Here is a 15,600-nt window from a genome sequence, read left to right on the forward strand (position 1 = left end):
CCATGTCAGCCTTGACCGTCATGGCGTTGGAAAACGCCGACATTCTGCGCGCCCTTAGGTCATCGAAATTCGAGACCGTCAGCGATCTTGCGCGCACCCTCGAACGCGACCCCAGCAATCTGCGTCGCAGCCTGACACGGATGGCCGATGACGGCTTGCTGGCGGTGGCCAATCTGTCGCCGCTGGACGCCAGCCTGACGCTGTCGGCTCAGGCCGCCCTTGAGGCGCTGGACCGTGCCGACGGCGCCGAGGTCGCCACGACGCCCGCCGGTTATGTCGCCCTGCGTCACGACCAGATCTTGCCCGATCCGGAAAACGCCCGCACCAGCTCGGGCCTGTCGACGTCGTCCATCTTCGAGATGGCCGACAGCCTCGCCGACCAGGGCATGCTGCAATCGCCCGCCGTACGCCCTGCGGCCGACGGCGCGGGATATGTGCTGGTCATGGGCGAACGCCGCTGGCGTGGTTGGGGCCTGTTGATCGAACAGGGCCGGTGGACAGCGGACAAGACGATCCTCTGCCGCCTCGACGATGGCGACGATCTGGCGCGGCTTGAGGCCGGTCTGGTCGAGAACCTCCAACGATCCGACCTGAACAATCTGGAAGCCGCCGAAGGCTTCCTGACGCTGTCGATCCGCCACAAGCGCACCGCGCAGCAGATTGCCAAGACGGTCGGCTGGAACGAGCGGACGGTGCAGATCGCGCTCAAGGTCGCCAAGGAAGCCACCGACGCCGACAAGCAGAAGTACCTCGAAAGCGAGGCCGCCTATGCGCTCGCCAAGGAAACCGGCGAGGCGGGCGTCAAGCGCACCTTCACCTGGGAAGACCTTCGCGAGACCGTGAAGACGCCCAAATGGCGCCAGGTGCTGGACAAGCGCAGCCGCGTCTCGCTGCTCGTCATGGAACTGGCCTTCAAGCAGCTCAGCGACTGTGACGGCCCCGATGGGCTGACGCGCATCTCGGTTCCGCCCGGCGGCGGCTTCTGGTCCGAGGCCGAGGATCTTGGCCTGGTCAAGGACATGCGCGTCGATCAGGCCGTGTTCGCAGGCGTGACCGACCGCGCCCGGGAATGGCTGGCCGACAACCAGTTCGACGCCGACCCCGGCGCGGCGCTCAAGACGCTGCGCATCGACGCCCTGGGCTCAATGGGCGAGCGGCTGGCGTCGGACGCGGGCCGCTACGCCACCGACTTCATCAACCCGCCCAAGCCGCAACCGCCAGCGCCCGAACCCAGCCCGGAGCCGCCAACTCAGGCCTCCGACGATCGCCGCGACAGCTTCACCCGGCAGGTTCTCGCGGTCGCCGGTGATGACGCTGGAGATAGCCACGAGACCGCGCCGACGATCGACGCGGCCGCAATGGCTTATGGCGCGGCCATTGAAGAGCACGGGGCCTCTTCGCCCGAGGCCGTCGCAGGCCTGGAGGATCTGCGAGCCGCACGCGCCGCAAACAACGCGCCCTCCGCTCAAGACCCCAGCGCCCTCTACGCAGCCCTCGGCGGCAAGGTAGCCGCTCCAGCCAGCGAGGCGACGAGCGCCGTTCGCGACGAGGCGAACAATCCGGGCAACCTGGAGGACGACGAGTTTCTGGCCATCGCAGAGATCGCCCACAAGACCACGTTCGACGGCGTTGATACGCGCGGCGGCGCGATCCGTGGGTGCCGCGTCTTCTCGTTTCACACCGGCCCGGGCGCGGAACTGGCCAGCCGCCTCCAGCACAAGCGCATGCTGGGCTTTGGCCAGGCCGCCAGCGGATCGGGCTTTATCGCCTATCTGACGCAGGACGCCTGGAACCTGATCGGCGAGGTTGACGACGAACGCCTCGAGGGCATGCGGCACGAGACGCTCGACACCGGCGACCTGACCGCGTTCGAGGCCTCGGGCGCCAAGTACGTGACGCCCTGGCTGGTCGATCCGGTGAAGACTGAGGAACCGGCGGCGCCCGACGCCGCAGACTCTGACGACGGCTCACCCTTCGCCGAAGACGAGGACGACGACGGCGAGGAAATGGACCATCATTGGTTCGACGCCGCCGCGCACCTGGGCGGCCGATGGGACTACCTGCTCGCCCTCCAGATGACCGCGCCGGCCCCGGCCGGGCTGGACGCCCCGTTCTACATCTCCGCCAAGAGCGAGGGCGAGGGCATGGTCGTCGGCGAAACCCTCGCCGGATCGGGACGCTTCAGCGACGTCAGGCTCTACCGCCGTAGCGGCAAGCTGCTGCTGCATTGGGGCGTCGCATGACCGCCGCCGAGCTGATGGCCCGCGCCATCGCCGAAGCGGTTTGGAATCGCGTCGACGCCATGAAGCGCGGGACCTTGGGGCCTCGCCAGATGTTGAGCTGGGAAACGGCGGGCGAACAAGCTCGGGCCAACTGGACGGCGATCGGCGAGCATGCGCTCGCCGAGATCCGCGCGGCGCGGCTCAGCGATGACAGCGTCATTCGGATGAGCCTCGCGCAATCGATCTTCGGGTTGATGCGCAAGGCGATGCTGGCCAGCCCGGCGGGACTTCCTCGTTACGCGGCCACCACGTGGTCGGACGCCCATCCCGACGAGCGCGCCGACTACTTTGCGATCGCCGGCGCGGCGATGCAGACGGTGCGCGCCGCCAAGGCGCAAGCCCAGCAGGCGAGGGCGGCATGACCCAACGCCCGCTAACCCTGGCCGACGTCATCGCCTACCACGTCGCCGAGGCCGAGAACTACACCGCCAAGGCCACAGGCTGGGCACGCTCGGCCGAGCTGCTCAAGACCGGCCACAGCGTCACGAACGCCGTTCGTATCGACCGGTTTGACGCCGCCGCCCAGCTCGCCGCCGACATCGCCGCGAAGCACGGCGAGATGGCCGACCTTCTCGAAACTCAGAGCACCCGGTCATGAAGCGTTGGCCTCGCCTGATCGGCTGGACCCTCGCCGCCGCCGCCTCAGCCGCCGCCATGGCACGCGCTCACCGCGCTCTTCCGAACTTTCTCCGGCCGCCAAGGCTGAACCTGAAAACCTTAGGAGACCTTGATGCCCGACATCATGCTCGATCTGGAGACGCTCGGCACGACGCCGGGCTGCGTGATCCGATCCATCGGAGCCGTCGCTTTCGACCCGAACGGCGGACCGTTGGGCGAGAGCCTCTACCTGATCATCGACCGCACCTCTTGCGAGGCCGCCGGCTTGACGGTCGATCCCGAGACCGAGGCCTGGTGGGCGGAGCAAACGCCCGAGGCGCGCGCCGAGTTCGACGGGCAAGGCGTTGCGTTGGCCGAGGCGCTGGACGCCTTTGAACTGTTCTACACGACCCTCGCGCCGATCGCCGACAAGGCCGACCGCCTGTGGAGCAACGGCCCCAGTTTCGACGAGGCCATCCTGGCCGCCGCCTATCGGTCGCTCGGCCGCAAGCCGCCGTGGCGCTATAACGCCGCCCGAGACTGCCGCACGATCTACGATCTCGCCGGCCTTAAGCTCCAGCACACCGGCGGCACTTTTCACAAGGCGATCGACGACGCCATTGAGCAGGCGAAGCTGGTTCAGGAGGCGCGGCGCCTGCTCATCGCGGCGGGTCCGCCGGCGTGGCGCACCGAGGTCAATACCTTTGCGAACCTCATGGAACAGCAGCTCCGCGCGAACGACCACAAGGGCGGATGGAAGGGCGATACCAGTGACGCTCTTTACCAGCGTCTGCTGGAAGAGGCCGAGGAGCTGTCTCAAGCTCTAGCATGGCGCTCAGCTCTGTTCGGCGATGCAGACCCCGAGAGAATTGGCCGCGAGGCCGCCGACGTCGCCAACTTCGCCATGATGATCGCCGACGTGCGCGGCGCGCTGGGGACGGAGGCGCGGCCGTGAAGGATTTCACCCCCACCAAGGAAACCATCAGCCTTCACGGGCTAGGGTTCATCCAGCTCATCCTGGGCGGGAACCAACGGCTGCACGTCTGGCATCCGGATCTACCACGCCGCGATTGCTATGAGCACTCAGCGATCCACAATCACCGCTTCGGCTTCGTATCACGCGTCCTGAAGGGCACTCAGGTCAATCAGCGCGTCGACCTGGAGATTGTGAAGCCGGAGACAGGCTCGCACGTCCTGATCAGCCACAACGGCCCGCGTAGCGACAAGGGCGGGCGGCTTAGCTACCCGGTCGCCGACGTCAACGTCAGCCCCCGCGCGCCCGAGTTCTACGAGGCGGGCGCCGAGTACGTCATGCCGCCCATGGAATACCACCAAACGCCATGCGAAGGCGTTGTGGTCACGCTCATGCAGAAGACCGTGGAGACGTCGTTACACGCTAACAGCGTCTGCCGTCGCGGTGTCGATTTCCACTACGACTTCGACCGCTTCCAGCTCTCGCCGAGCGAGCTTTTCGCCTACGTGGTCGACGCGCTGGGATCGGAGGTGCGCCCGTGACCCCGAAGCCGCAGCCGCCGAACGACAAGCACGAGGCCCTGTATCAGGAACTCGTCGCCGTCATGCGCAAGTACGAGCTTTCGCAGGTAGAGATCCTTGCGGTCGTCGCCAACATCACCGGCAAGTGCTTGGCCTTTCAGGACCAGACCAAGGGCACGGCCGACGACTACATGCAGATCGTCATCGCCAACCTTGAAGAAGGCAATCGCCAGGCACTCGACGGACTGCTCAACCCGATCGGGAGGGCGTGATGAGCAAAAAGTACGCTCACGACCTAGCGAGGATCGACGAAGCCCTCTCGCCGCATGTCTGCAAAGCTCGCAACGCCCGCGCCTTTGACTTCCGCACCCCAGGCAAGGGCGGAACCTACGCTTTCAGTCTGACCTGGACCCCGGGTTCGCTATCCCTGGCCGGCGACTGCGGCGAGCTGACCATGACGCACTACTCGGCGCTTTGGACGCTCGAGGAAGGGCTTCGTTGGGCGGCTACCAGCGACATCCACTACTTGCTCGGCAAGACGCGCCTTAAAGAGACTTTCGACCGCGACGCCACCATCCGCGACATTATCAAGATGGCCAACGAGGGCGCGGTAGACTCGCGCAAGCGCCTGCGGGATGAGCTGCGTGGGTGGCGGCGAGAGCGGCCCGACCCCTACGGCTGGTATGATCCCGCGACAGAGTTTGACTACGTCGACTGGCTGAACGATCGACCGACTCAAAACTCCGTCTGGACGACCTATGTGCGGGCGCAATCTCGGTACGAGTACAAGGACCAGGAAGAGCGCGTCGTGGTCGCCGATGGGTGGGAGCTGTGGAACGACATCCGTCGGGGCTTGGGAGAACGGGATGTCGCCTGCATTCACACGTCCAAGGGTCTAGAACATCTGACCGAGCTGCTGCAAAACGAGATAGAGACAGAGCATCATGCCTACGAATTTTGCTACGGCAAACTCGGCTGGGATGACTATCACCCCTGCTACGCGTGGCGCTTTCACGACCTGCTCCAGGTCGAGTGCATTCGGCGCGGCGCGAAGATGGCTCTTGAGCAGTTGGACGCCGACCCGCCCTTCATCCCTTACGCTTGGCGCCCCGCCCTAGCCGACGATATGGCCGCGTTCCCCCGTGCCTTCGGTGAACGCTACAGCTCCGTACTAGCGAGGGCAGCATGACCCGCGAAGCCCTTCTGGCGCGCATACGCGCACTCGCACACCGCCCCGCGCTGCCGAGCGACGGCAAATGACACCTCAACCCCTACCCACCGTCGCCTTGTCGATCCTTCAGCCGTGGGCCTGGCTCATCGTCAACGGCTACAAGGACATCGAGAACCGCACCTGGCGGACGCATCGGCGCGGGCCGATCCTGGTCCACACCGGCAAGGGCTTTGACAGCGATGCTCACCAGGACATGCTCCAGGGCGTCCACCCCTGCTACGACCTTGGCCATCTGAAGGCGGACGTTCATGACGCCTACCGCCTCGCTTGGGAAGCCGGCGAAATCCATCGCGGCGGAATAGTCGGCGGATGCAGGATCACCGGCTGCGTCACGGATCACCCGAGCTGGTGGTTCGCAGGCCCGTTCGGTTTCACACTCGCCGATCAGATGCCCCTGCCGTTCATGCCCCTCAGCGGCGCGCGCGGGTTCTTCCCGGCGACCTACATTCCACCGGCGAACTGCTAATGGCCGCCGCGCGCCAGCACCAGGACCCTCAGCGCACGCCGCAAGGCGCAGCGCTCGACCCTGCGTTGGTGCGCCTAATCGAAGCCCTTGCCCAGGCCGATGCAGATCGCGACTATGCCGCCGCTCAGCAGCGCAGGGAGACCCAAGGATGAGCGGTGGCAGCGCAGACATTCGGGTCAGCGACATCGTATCGCGCTGCGGCGACGACAGGCTGCGCGTGGTCGGCACAAACGGCAGCGACAGCCTACCCCCCGACCTTGTCGAAACCGTCTGCATCGACGCAGGCAAGGGCTGGGGCGGCTTCATCGTGGGCAGGAAGGATTTCCTTTGCGCCGACGACGTCGAGCTGATCGAACGGCCCGCCCGCGATCCCGAGGCAATCGCACTTCCCGCGCACACCTAGCTCAATGACCATGCGCGTTGCGATCTACGCCCGATATTCCGATGACAAGCAAAACCCCGGCTCGATCGCTGACCAGCTCGCGCTCTGCCGTCGTCATGCGCGGGCGCGCGGCTGGACGATCATCAACGAATACACCGACGCGGCGATCTCGGCCGATCTGCTGGTCACCCGGCCGGGCGCTCAGGCCCTGCTACGCGCGGCCGAGACCGGAGCCTTCGACCTGATCCTGGTCGAGCACCAGGACCGCCTGTTCCGGAACCTCGCCGAGAACGCGACCGCCTTCAAACGCCTGACCTATTTTGGCGTCGGCATCGCGACCCTGGCCAAGGATCGCCTCCAGTTGATGGACATCGCGATCGAAGGCCTGATGTCCGAGCTGTACCTTCAGAACCTTTCGGACAAGACCAAGCGCGGCATGCACTCGAACGGCGAGAAGGGCCTTTCGATGGGCGGCCGCGTCTATGGCTACCGCTCCACGCCCGGCGGCGAGATGACGATTGTCGAGGATGAGGCGGCGATCGTACGAACGGCGTTCGGGCTCTACAACGAGGGCTGGAGCTGCCGCGACATCGCCGACCACTTCAATAAGGGCGACACACCCGGCCCGACGGGAGGCCTCTGGAACGCCTCGGCTTTCAGCGGATCGCGGCAGCGCGGGAACGGCATCCTGCGGTGCGAGCTGTATGTCGGCGTCAAGGTCTGGAACCGGTTCGATAAGAGCAAGGACCCCGACACTGGTAAGCGCGTGCAGACGATCAAGCCCGAGGGCGAGTGGAAACGAACGCCGGTTCCGCAGCTCCGGATCATCGACGACGCGACCTGGTCTACCGCCCAAGAACGGCTGGCCATCACGTCGGAGACCAAGCCCAGCACCCTGGCCAATCAGGCTAAGCCCGGCGTCTTCACCGGGCTGCTCAAGTGCGGCGCCTGCGGTGAGAACTACATCGTCGCGGGCCGCGCCCGGCTGCAATGCAGCACGATCCGGAACAAGGGCCGCCACGCGTGCGCCAATGGCCGCACGGTCGGCCGGGCCGCAGTCGAAGACCGCATCCTGACCGGCCTGAAAGATCGCCTGCTTAGCCCCGAGGCCGCCGCGATCTATGTCCGCGCCTATCACGAGCGCTGGAAGGCCAACGCCGGCGATCGGCGAGCCCGCCGCGCGCCGCTTGAACGTCGCCTCGCCGAGACCCAGCGCAGGATCGACCGCGCGCTGAACGCCATCCTCGACGGCTACGCCAGCGCCGACCTAAAAACGCGCCTGCAGAGTCTAGAGGATGAGCGCGACGCCCTTAAGCACGAGCTGGCCAGCATCGGCGACGACGATCCGATCACGCTGCATCCCGGCCTCGCCGACGTCTATGCGCAGCGGATCAGCGACCTTCAGGAGAGGCTCGCGGCGTACACCAAGGGCAAGCCCTCGCCCAAGGACCGCCAAGCCATCGCGGCCGCCCGCGCCCTAGTCGATCGCATCGAAATCATGCCGACGTCTCACGCGCGCGGCGCGCACGTCGAGATCACCCTGTTCGGGGACCTCGCGCGCTTCCTACGTCCTGACCTCAACGAGGCTCAATGTATGAGCCTGCTGGTGGCGGGGGCGGTGTGCAAATCGGAACCCACTTCTGTTCTGGGTCTGGTCCGCGTGGCGGTTTAGGTACGGAAAAGCCCCGCCAGCGCGAGCCGGCGGGGCTTTTTGTTGGAGCGCTCAAGCCGAGAAGGCGAGCACCTAGTAGCAATGATCGGCCCGGCCGACGCCGGGCTAGGGTCGTTTTCGGCTTTCGGGCGGGGGCGTACAGCGCGCCTGGCCCTGCTCGAGTCGGCGCCAGCCGCGCCGCGCCCAGGCCGGCCAGTCGGTCTCACGCCACTGCAGGAAGGCGACGGCCGCCTCGTCGCCCAGGGCCGCGACGATCGCCTGATAGACCAGATCCCGATCAACGCCGGCGGGCGGCAGAGGCTCAGCCTCGAGGGGCGCGCAGATCGCCGCCGGCGGAGGATCCGGCGCGGCCGGGCTTGAATGCGTCGACTTCCCAGGCCTGCCGGTAGTCGAGCACGCCGCCAGCAGCAGGCTGACGGCCAGGAACGGCAGCAGTCGGTGTTTTCGCATGGTTGATCGCGCGGCCGACGGCCACGCCCTTCTGAAAGCTGCTGGAGATCTCGGCGGCGCAGGACCTGTCGGCCTGGCCCCGATCGTCGGCTTCGCCGGCGGCACGGTCCAGGATCTGGCGATCGCGGTCCGCGACGTCGCGGCGGAGGTTGTATTCAATGGCCGCCTGGTCCTTGGCCGCCAGGCGCGCTGTCACCAGCTGGTCATGCTGGCGCAAGACCAGGAGGCCAAGCGCGATCGCCAGCGCCCAGGGCGCGGCGCGCAGCGCCATGCCGGAGGCGATCATCGGCGCACCTCGAGCAGACCGTCGCGCGGGCCTTTGCCGTCGATCGTCAGCAGCTCGCCGCGCCGGCGCGGATCAAAGCTGATGTGGACCCACACGCCATGCTCATGGATCAGCTGGTCAAAGCTGATCGTCGACCGCGCCAGCCAGTCGGCCACCTGCAGGGGCGAACCGAAGCCCGGGCAGACGAAGTCGACCGCCCAGCCCTGGCTGTGCGCAGAGGCCTTGGCGGCGCCCGGCGTCTTGGCGTTCAACGCCGGCGAGCGGTAGCAGCTGGTGATGGTGATCGGCTTGCCGCCCAGGCGCTCGCGAACGCGCTCCATCTGAGCGGCGACCACCTTCAGGCGGGCGATGATGTCGGGGGGCGGGGTGTTGTCGATGCGCTCGCGCTTGGCGCGGGCGCTGACCGTCATTTCGGCCAGCGTGAAATGCGCGCTCATCTGCATGGCGCGGTCTCCTGGGTTAGGTTATCGGGAGCTGAAGGCGGTGATCGCCCGACCGGTCTTTAGACCTTGGCCAAGTACTCAGGATCGTCGAGCAGGGCTTGGGTGTTTCGCTGGACCTGGCCTAACTGATTGACCAGGTCTGTGGCGCGCGGATCCCCCGGCAGGCTGTCGAGCTCCCGCATCAGGCTGTAGAACTTCCGCGCCAGCGGATGACTTTCAAGCCGGAAGAGCTCGATCTTTGTTCCCTTGCGCCGATAGGGGAAGCCGATCGCCTGGCCGATCCGCTCGCGCGCATCCTCGCAGTCTTGCGCCTCTTCCGCGCTGGCGTGGTCATGGTCACACCCCACAACAAAGACACCGCCGGCGTCACTTTCCGCCGTGAGATGCCAAAGCCCGGAAGGCTCGCCGGCTTCGTTCTTCCGCTCGAGGGGCTGACAGATCCAGGTCATGGACAGGCCTTGTATTGATGTTGACGGGAAAAGAGCGATGCGAACGCCGTTCGCACGCGAGGCTTAGAAGCCGCGCCGCCGGCGTCGATCGACAGTCAGAGCGCGGGTGATGGCGGTGGCGTCGATGTCGATCGCGCCGACGTGGATCCGGCTGTCGATCTTGCCGTCCAGGCCGTCCGCGTGGCGCAGGATCTTGGGCCCATAGGTCGACCACAGGAACACGGCCAGGCCGGCCAGCATGATCAGATCGCCCCAGCTGGGCGGGTGACCGCTGAACCGCGGAATCGCGGCCAGCACCATGCCGGCTGCGAAAAGCGCCAGGCCCAGGCGCTGGGCGCGGCCCAGCAGGCCGCCCCAGCCCAGCAGCAGCAGACAGACCGTCGCGATCAAGATCCCCGCCGCGACGATGGAAAGGCCCAGGACGATCATGGCTTAAGCCTCCCCGCCGCCGATCCGCAGGCCGCCGACCTCAAACTTGATCAGCTTCAGCGGATCGCCCGCATACTTCGCCGCCGCCTGGGCCAAGCCCGCCAGCACGATCATGCCGAACAGGCCCGTCAGGAACGAGAAGGCGCTGCCGAACTCGCCCGGCAGCTTGCCCCAGGGCCACACGGCCCCCAGGCCCGCCACGATCGCCGGCGCGACCCACAGCGCGCTGGCCAGGCCGCCCAGGACGCTCAGCGCCTTGCCCCGCACCGTCAGCTTTTCGCCGAACGCCAGCGACAGCACCGCGCCGGCGACGCCGGGCGCGTAGGGCGTGAGCTTGCCCAACACCGCAATCAGTTGCGGATCCCCTGAATTGTCGGCCATCGGCCGCCCCTCCTTAAGCTGAAAACAGCGCCGCCATGGGCGCAAAGGCGTTCGGGCTAGTTGCCGAGCGCCTGCAGCCAGGGCCCCGGAAACCAGTTGCCGCGATGATCGTGCGCGCCGCCTCGCGCGTGACCCTCTTCGTGACGGCGCAGCGCCGCGCAGACAGGACCGATACGCCCCAAGGACGGATCGCAGTCGCGCGAGATCAGGATTTCGTCGGTCGCCGGGTCATAGCAAGCGACCACGCGCCGAGGCGGCGGTAGCTGGCCAAGCCGACGCTCGCACGCCCGGCCCGCGTCATTCAGGTAAAGCCAGCGCGCCGTGTAAGGCCCGGCGTCCCAACGGGGCGGCGGCGCGGATGCTAGATCACCCGCAACAGCCGCCCCAGGACAACCCAGAGCGCCAGCGATAAGACAGCAGCCAACAACAGCCCAGAGGGCGGCCTGATTCGCATAGCGTCCCGCTTTTCCGGTCTTCATTCCCGGAATATTGGGATTACAGCCCGCTTTTAGCAATAGCGCCGTCAGGCGCTACCCTGACGGCATGGTCACCGACTGGTCTGAAGTCGCGCGCAACACCCTGCGCGCCGAAATGGTTCGCAAGGGCGTCACAACGGCCGAACTGGCGCGTCGCATAGGCGAGGTCGAAAAAACGGTCGCCAACAAGATCAGCGGCGGCAAGTTCGGCGCAGCGTGGTTGCTGATGTGCCTGGCCGCGATCGGGGCCAAGCGGATCGAACTGGACTAGGCCGCCTCAGACCAGAGCCCCGGCAAGGCCGCGATGGCCGTCGCCTCGTCGGGAAACAGCAACAGGGCCGTCAGAGCCCAGCGGCCATCTTCCCCCCGCCAATCGCCCGCAAACACCCGCGTCGGCGTCGCGGGCTCGGGATCGACCTCATAGCCCGCCGCCCCGGCCGGCATGGCCGACCGCGCGACATTCAGGTGATAGCCGACCCGGCCGCCGATGACCGGGCGCTCGCCGGTCACCGGATCGGCCGGGCCATAGATCGGCACGGCGATGGGCCCGTCGACCAGGGCTGGGTTCCACGTCAAAGCGGTCATGCCGCCCTCCCAAGCTGAGTATCGTCGAGCGCGCCGTAGAGGATCACGCTACGAATAATCCCGTCGGCGGGTGTCAGCCCGCCACTGCGATGGCCGATATCCAGCCGATCGAACGGACCGGCCGGGGCCGTGGTCGAGCCCGCGAAGACGGTACCGTCCCAAGCCGTTTTGACCGACCCGTCCGCCAGCTCGCGCACCGCGCCTCGCAGGATGCGCGCGCCGGGTCGGGTGGCGCTGGTGCCGGTGATGACCCCGCCACCGTCCGACGCGCGGGCCGTACCGCCGGCCGACCTTTCCAGCGTGATCCGGCCGCCTGCCGTCTGCGCCAGCGACGCAAAGGTCTGCGTCGCAACCTGGCCAAGATCGCCCAGGGCTTCGAGCGCGACAGACAAGCTCACCGGCAAGGTCAGCGCCGAGGCGAGATTGACCAAAGGCACGTCGCCCGCCCGCGTAACTGCCGCGCCGTTGGTCGGGATCGGCGAGCTGACAACCGCACCCTCCTCGAGCTGCGGAAGAATGACGTAGACGCTAGAGCCCGAGTTGATCGAAAGAGCAAAGACCCGGGCGGTAGAAACGGGCGATGCTGTTGCGGTCTGGCGCACATAGCCCGACGTCAGGCTGAAAGACGTACCGATATTCTCGCCGCCAATCGACGTTCTAAAGCGCGCCGCCCCCGAACCGCGAACGTAGGCCGACCACGTGTGAGGGTTGGTGTTGGCCACCGGGCCGGTTATCGAAAGAAACGCCGTCGATACCCCGAGGCTGTTGTCAACGAAGAAAACCTTGCCTCCGGTGACGACGCCAGAGAGCCCAGCGGCTTCCAGTGCGGCAACGTCATCGACAAGTTGCAGAGTGGCCGCCGCATCGCCCCCCATTGACACGCCAGCGGTCACCGTCGGGTTGGCGTTGTTGATACCAACCCTGTTCGTCCGCGCGCCCTCGACCAACAGCCCACGATCCGTGATCCGTGGCGCACCGGCCGGGAACTGGATCAGCTTGCCGCCGCTGTCGTCGAACAGACCCACCGACGCCCGCGAAAACGACCAGCCCGGCACCTTCTCCGGGCTGGCGTAGCGCGTGCCGCGATACCAGTAGTAGGGCCGCCCACCGGTGCGGGCGCCCTGAAAGTCCATGATGAGCTGCGCGCCCATCTGGATCTCGGCGAGATACGGCGCTTCCTGGCGCAGCGCCGTGCCGACCGCTCCGGTGATCGCCATGGCTTAGACCACCAGGTCCAGCTCGATGACGAACTTTTCGCCCGAGACGGCGGCGAAGCCGTCCAGCGTCGACAGCACCAGCGTCAGCACGCCGTCGGCCGGATCGACCGGTACGCCCTGCGGGTTGCTGAGCACGCCGGCATATTCCAGGCAGTTCGACCCGGCCGCCGCGCCCGAAATCGGGTTGGCGAAGTCGATCCAGCCCCGGCGCGAGGCGCGGTTCGCATAGACCAGCGGCGCCGGGTCATTGTCGGCCGCCGGCAGCGAGGCGGGCAGCGCATCGTTCACGATCGCCCGAAAGCGCACGCTGGCGTTGCTGGTCTGGTCGCGGATCAGGCGGGCGGCGACGATCAGGCCCGACGGGATGCCGGCGGCCTTGATGTCGAACTGAAACTTGACGTCGCCCGCCGCGCCGATCGCGTCGCCCGCGATATAGGCGGTCGTGTTGGCGGGCCTCGTGACCTCGCGCTGCAGGGCGACCACTTCGGAGTGGTGAACCGGGCGGTTGACGCCATCGGTCGGGGTGCGAACCGCCATCGGCGTCGGGAGGCCGGCGGCGTCGAGCATGTTCTTCGATTGCATCACGGACATGGGTTCGGATCTCCTTTAGGCGAACCAGGCCAGCCACTGGCCAGAGGCCAGGGGGCTGTTGAAGGCGGGAAGGTTGATCGCGGGCGGCGCGGCGGCGCTCTCGCCGCCGGTCACCGCGAAGTTGTTGGGCGTGATCTGGCGGACCAGTTCGGTCGCCCAGGCCGTCGTCAGGCCGGTCTTGCCGGCCGGGCCGGTGACCACGGCGGGCGTTCCGGCCAGGGCCATGACGTACACGTCGCCGCCGCCGGCCTTCATGACCTCGACGCGATAGTTGGCCGCCAAGCCCGCCGGGACGTAGATGAAATTCAGGCCCTGCGAGGTGCAGGCGATCAGCTTGGCGTTGTCGCCCGCCGACAGCACGCGGCTCGACGCGGCTTCCTGCACCGTCTGGCCCGTGACGGCCGACAGCGCCGACAGCGCCGCCCCGACCGTGACGTTCGCCGAGGTCGCGGCGGCGTTGGCCGCGTCGGCCGCCGTGTTGGCGTCGCCGGTGGCGGCGTTGGCGGCGACCGTCGCGGCGGCGGCTTCGGTCGCCCTCTGGTCGGCCAGGGTCGCCTTGCCGTCCGCGAAGTTGGCCTTGGTGTTGGCCAGGGCGGCGGCGGTGTTGGCGGCGGCTGTGGCCGCGTCGGCCGCTTCCTTGGCCGCCTGCGCCGCCGAGGCCTTCTGATCGGCCAGGGTGGCCTTTTGGTCGGCCAGGGTCGCCTTGGCGTCGGCGAGCGCGGCTTTCTCGTTGGCGAGGTCGGCCGCGTCATCGGCGAGGCCCGCCTTGTCGTTGGCGTTGGTCGCCGCCGCATTGGCCGCCGCCGTGGCCGCGACCGCTGCTGTCGTCGCGGCGATCACATTGGCCGTCGCCGCGCCGCCGAAATCGGCCGCGTCGTCGGGATCGGTGACCAGGCCGCCGTCACCGACCCAGGCGCCGACCGTCGGCTTGACGCCGCCGCCGCCCGCCCAGTCGATCACCTTCAGCAGGCGATGCGGCGGGTCGGTCGCATCGTCGGTGGCCAGCACGGGCGTCCAGCCGTTCCACCCCGCCGCGCCGCGCGTGCCGCGAACCACGCGGGCTTGGCCCGGGCCACGGATCACTGTCAGGGACGGGCCGCTCGAGGGCAGGGGAAGCGAGGCAAACGAGCCGCCGACCGAAAGCCCGGTCTGGATCCGCACGGTGGCGACAAACACCACTTCGGTCGTGCCGTCCGGACGGGTCCAGGACTGCTCGACGTCATAGACGCCCTCGGGCCACGTCTGCAGCTGGGGCGCGCGGACGCGCGGGCCGACCAGGTTGGGCGCGGTCACCTGCAGGCTTCCGTCCTCGGTCGACAGCAGGATGGGCTCCGCCGCCTGGCCCAGGACCGGCGCGCGGCGCTTGAGCGTCAGATAGTGGTCGTAGGCGGTGATGTCCTCGGCCTGGTCCGCGCCGTCGCCGGCGTCGAGGCGGAAGGCCACGTCGATCAACCAGTCGCCGTCCGTAAAGACGGTGTCCCAGGGTTCGCGAAGGGTCGCGGTGCTCATCAGGGGCTCCAGGCATAGGGGGTCGCGCGAGCGCCTGCGGGCGTCGCGGTGATGCGAACGGCGTTCGCATGGTTGGGTCAGGTCAGGTCGGGCACCGGGTAGTCGGCGAACCGCTGCGAAGCGGCCTCTTCCAGGCCGCCCGGAATGTCGGCGAGGTCGGGAACCGCTAGGCGAAAGACGCCCGTCCCGCGCCCGCTCGGCAGGGCGATTTCGACCTGTTCGAGGTCATCCCATTCCGGCCGCCAGGCGAGCCGCGTGAAGGGGTCGCTTTCGAGCTGGTCTGTCAGGTCGGCGCGATGATCCGAGAAGCCGCAATAGCGCCCCGCCGGATCGAACAAGGCGACCTTGAGAGGGCGCGCCGCATAAGAGACGCGCTCTAGCTCGATGGCCTTTTCAACTGCCGAGGCCAGCCCGCCAAACATTTGAGCGAGCGCGGCCTGTCGATCAGCCTCGACCGCGCCCGCCGCGTCGATCGCGGTCAATAGGCCCGAAAAGGCCCGGGCGATAACCTCTTGCAACCGGGCCGCCTCGGCGGCGGCCAGGCGCTCGCGGTCGGCCTCATCACGGGCCGCCAAGGCCGTCGCGACAGCCTCGGCGACCTTGGCTTCGATCAACGCATTGACCGAGGGCGGATCGGCTTGCTGCTCTTCCATAGCCTCC

The 15,600-nt window shown here is 67.6% G+C and carries 22 protein-coding genes; 11 read left to right on the top strand and 11 right to left on the bottom strand.

What is annotated here, in order from left to right; genetic code table 11:
* Positions 1 to 2: 2 nt before the first annotated feature.
* The 10 genes from CA606_RS16825 to CA606_RS16870 all read left to right on the top strand — a co-directional run bounded on the left by CA606_RS16825 (position 3) and on the right by CA606_RS16870 (position 8,124).
* A complete protein-coding gene (locus tag CA606_RS16825) occupies positions 3 to 2,243 on the top strand; it encodes a ParB N-terminal domain-containing protein (protein WP_096053486.1) in 2,241 nt (746 codons plus the stop codon).
* Positions 2,240 to 2,644 carry a hypothetical protein gene (locus CA606_RS16830; protein WP_096053485.1) on the top strand — a complete coding sequence of 135 codons (405 nt, stop codon included), beginning with the start codon at positions 2,240 to 2,242 and terminating at the stop codon, positions 2,642 to 2,644. The genes CA606_RS16825 and CA606_RS16830 overlap by 4 nt, the downstream gene beginning before the upstream one ends.
* A complete protein-coding gene (locus CA606_RS16835) occupies positions 2,641 to 2,880 on the top strand; it encodes a hypothetical protein (protein WP_096053484.1) in 240 nt (79 codons plus the stop codon). Before CA606_RS16830 ends, CA606_RS16835 begins: the two co-directional genes overlap by 4 nt.
* A 132-nt stretch (positions 2,881 to 3,012) precedes the next feature.
* Complete coding sequence (locus CA606_RS16840; protein ID WP_096053483.1) at positions 3,013 to 3,834, top strand: 3'-5' exonuclease; 822 nt, start codon at positions 3,013 to 3,015, stop codon at positions 3,832 to 3,834.
* A complete protein-coding gene (locus CA606_RS16845) occupies positions 3,831 to 4,394 on the top strand; it encodes a hypothetical protein (protein ID WP_181242658.1) in 564 nt (187 codons plus the stop codon). The genes CA606_RS16840 and CA606_RS16845 overlap by 4 nt, the downstream gene beginning before the upstream one ends.
* On the top strand, positions 4,391 to 4,645 hold the full coding sequence (locus CA606_RS16850) for a hypothetical protein (protein WP_096053482.1): 255 nt from the start codon (positions 4,391 to 4,393) through the stop codon (positions 4,643 to 4,645). Before CA606_RS16845 ends, CA606_RS16850 begins: the two co-directional genes overlap by 4 nt.
* Positions 4,645 to 5,562: a hypothetical protein gene (locus tag CA606_RS16855; protein ID WP_096053481.1), complete on the top strand. Its 918-nt coding sequence runs from the start codon at positions 4,645 to 4,647 to the stop codon at positions 5,560 to 5,562. Before CA606_RS16850 ends, CA606_RS16855 begins: the two co-directional genes overlap by 1 nt.
* Positions 5,563 to 5,629: 67 nt before the next feature.
* Positions 5,630 to 6,070, top strand: a complete 441-nt coding sequence (locus tag CA606_RS16860; protein ID WP_096053480.1) for an ASCH domain-containing protein — start codon at positions 5,630 to 5,632, stop codon at positions 6,068 to 6,070.
* A gap of 148 nt (positions 6,071 to 6,218) precedes the next feature.
* Entirely contained in the window at positions 6,219 to 6,473 is a 255-nt protein-coding gene (locus CA606_RS16865; protein WP_096053479.1) for a hypothetical protein, read from the top strand.
* 4 nt (positions 6,474 to 6,477) lie between these two features.
* Complete coding sequence (locus CA606_RS16870; protein WP_096053478.1) at positions 6,478 to 8,124, top strand: recombinase family protein; 1,647 nt, start codon at positions 6,478 to 6,480, stop codon at positions 8,122 to 8,124.
* 301 nt (positions 8,125 to 8,425) lie between these two features.
* On the opposite strand, the gene CA606_RS16875 is transcribed toward CA606_RS16870, so the two are convergent.
* The 6 genes from CA606_RS16875 to CA606_RS16900 form a co-directional block, all read right to left on the bottom strand.
* Entirely contained in the window at positions 8,426 to 8,860 is a 435-nt protein-coding gene (locus CA606_RS16875) for a hypothetical protein (protein WP_096053476.1), read from the bottom strand.
* Positions 8,857 to 9,303, bottom strand: a complete 447-nt coding sequence (locus tag CA606_RS16880; RefSeq protein ID WP_096053475.1) for a D-Ala-D-Ala carboxypeptidase family metallohydrolase — start codon at positions 9,301 to 9,303, stop codon at positions 8,857 to 8,859. The genes CA606_RS16875 and CA606_RS16880 overlap by 4 nt, the downstream gene beginning before the upstream one ends.
* 59 nt (positions 9,304 to 9,362) lie before the next feature.
* Positions 9,363 to 9,752 carry a hypothetical protein gene (locus CA606_RS16885; RefSeq protein ID WP_096053474.1) on the bottom strand — a complete coding sequence of 130 codons (390 nt, stop codon included), beginning with the start codon at positions 9,750 to 9,752 and terminating at the stop codon, positions 9,363 to 9,365.
* Positions 9,753 to 9,815: 63 nt separating this feature from the next.
* Positions 9,816 to 10,181 (bottom strand): hypothetical protein, encoded by a 366-nt coding sequence (locus CA606_RS16890; RefSeq protein ID WP_096053473.1) that lies wholly within the window; start codon positions 10,179 to 10,181, stop codon positions 9,816 to 9,818.
* Between the two features lie 3 nt (positions 10,182 to 10,184).
* Positions 10,185 to 10,562, bottom strand: a complete 378-nt coding sequence (locus CA606_RS16895) for a hypothetical protein (RefSeq protein ID WP_096053472.1) — start codon at positions 10,560 to 10,562, stop codon at positions 10,185 to 10,187.
* Positions 10,563 to 10,618: 56 nt separating this feature from the next.
* Positions 10,619 to 10,807, bottom strand: a complete 189-nt coding sequence (locus CA606_RS16900) for a hypothetical protein (RefSeq protein WP_096053471.1) — start codon at positions 10,805 to 10,807, stop codon at positions 10,619 to 10,621.
* A gap of 298 nt (positions 10,808 to 11,105) precedes the next feature.
* On the opposite strand from CA606_RS16900, the gene CA606_RS16905 reads away from it, so the two are divergent.
* Positions 11,106 to 11,309 (top strand): DUF6471 domain-containing protein, encoded by a 204-nt coding sequence (locus tag CA606_RS16905; RefSeq protein WP_096053470.1) that lies wholly within the window; start codon positions 11,106 to 11,108, stop codon positions 11,307 to 11,309.
* Here CA606_RS16905 and CA606_RS16910 read toward each other — a convergent pair.
* From CA606_RS16910 to CA606_RS16930, 5 genes are all read right to left on the bottom strand, one after another.
* Positions 11,306 to 11,623 carry a hypothetical protein gene (locus CA606_RS16910; RefSeq protein ID WP_096053469.1) on the bottom strand — a complete coding sequence of 106 codons (318 nt, stop codon included), beginning with the start codon at positions 11,621 to 11,623 and terminating at the stop codon, positions 11,306 to 11,308. The genes CA606_RS16905 and CA606_RS16910 overlap by 4 nt on opposite strands.
* Positions 11,620 to 12,840: a phage head spike fiber domain-containing protein gene (locus CA606_RS16915; protein WP_096053468.1), complete on the bottom strand. Its 1,221-nt coding sequence runs from the start codon at positions 12,838 to 12,840 to the stop codon at positions 11,620 to 11,622. The genes CA606_RS16910 and CA606_RS16915 overlap by 4 nt, the downstream gene beginning before the upstream one ends.
* Before the next feature lie 3 nt (positions 12,841 to 12,843).
* Entirely contained in the window at positions 12,844 to 13,431 is a 588-nt protein-coding gene (locus CA606_RS16920; protein ID WP_096053467.1) for a hypothetical protein, read from the bottom strand.
* Positions 13,432 to 13,446: 15 nt separating this feature from the next.
* Positions 13,447 to 14,940 carry a hypothetical protein gene (locus tag CA606_RS16925; protein WP_096053466.1) on the bottom strand — a complete coding sequence of 498 codons (1,494 nt, stop codon included), beginning with the start codon at positions 14,938 to 14,940 and terminating at the stop codon, positions 13,447 to 13,449.
* 77 nt (positions 14,941 to 15,017) lie between these two features.
* Positions 15,018 to 15,593: a hypothetical protein gene (locus CA606_RS16930; protein WP_096053465.1), complete on the bottom strand. Its 576-nt coding sequence runs from the start codon at positions 15,591 to 15,593 to the stop codon at positions 15,018 to 15,020.
* Between the last annotated feature and the right edge of the window lie 7 nt (positions 15,594 to 15,600).

Source organism: Caulobacter vibrioides (assembly GCF_002310375.3).
Taxonomy (GTDB): domain Bacteria; phylum Pseudomonadota; class Alphaproteobacteria; order Caulobacterales; family Caulobacteraceae; genus Caulobacter; species Caulobacter vibrioides_D.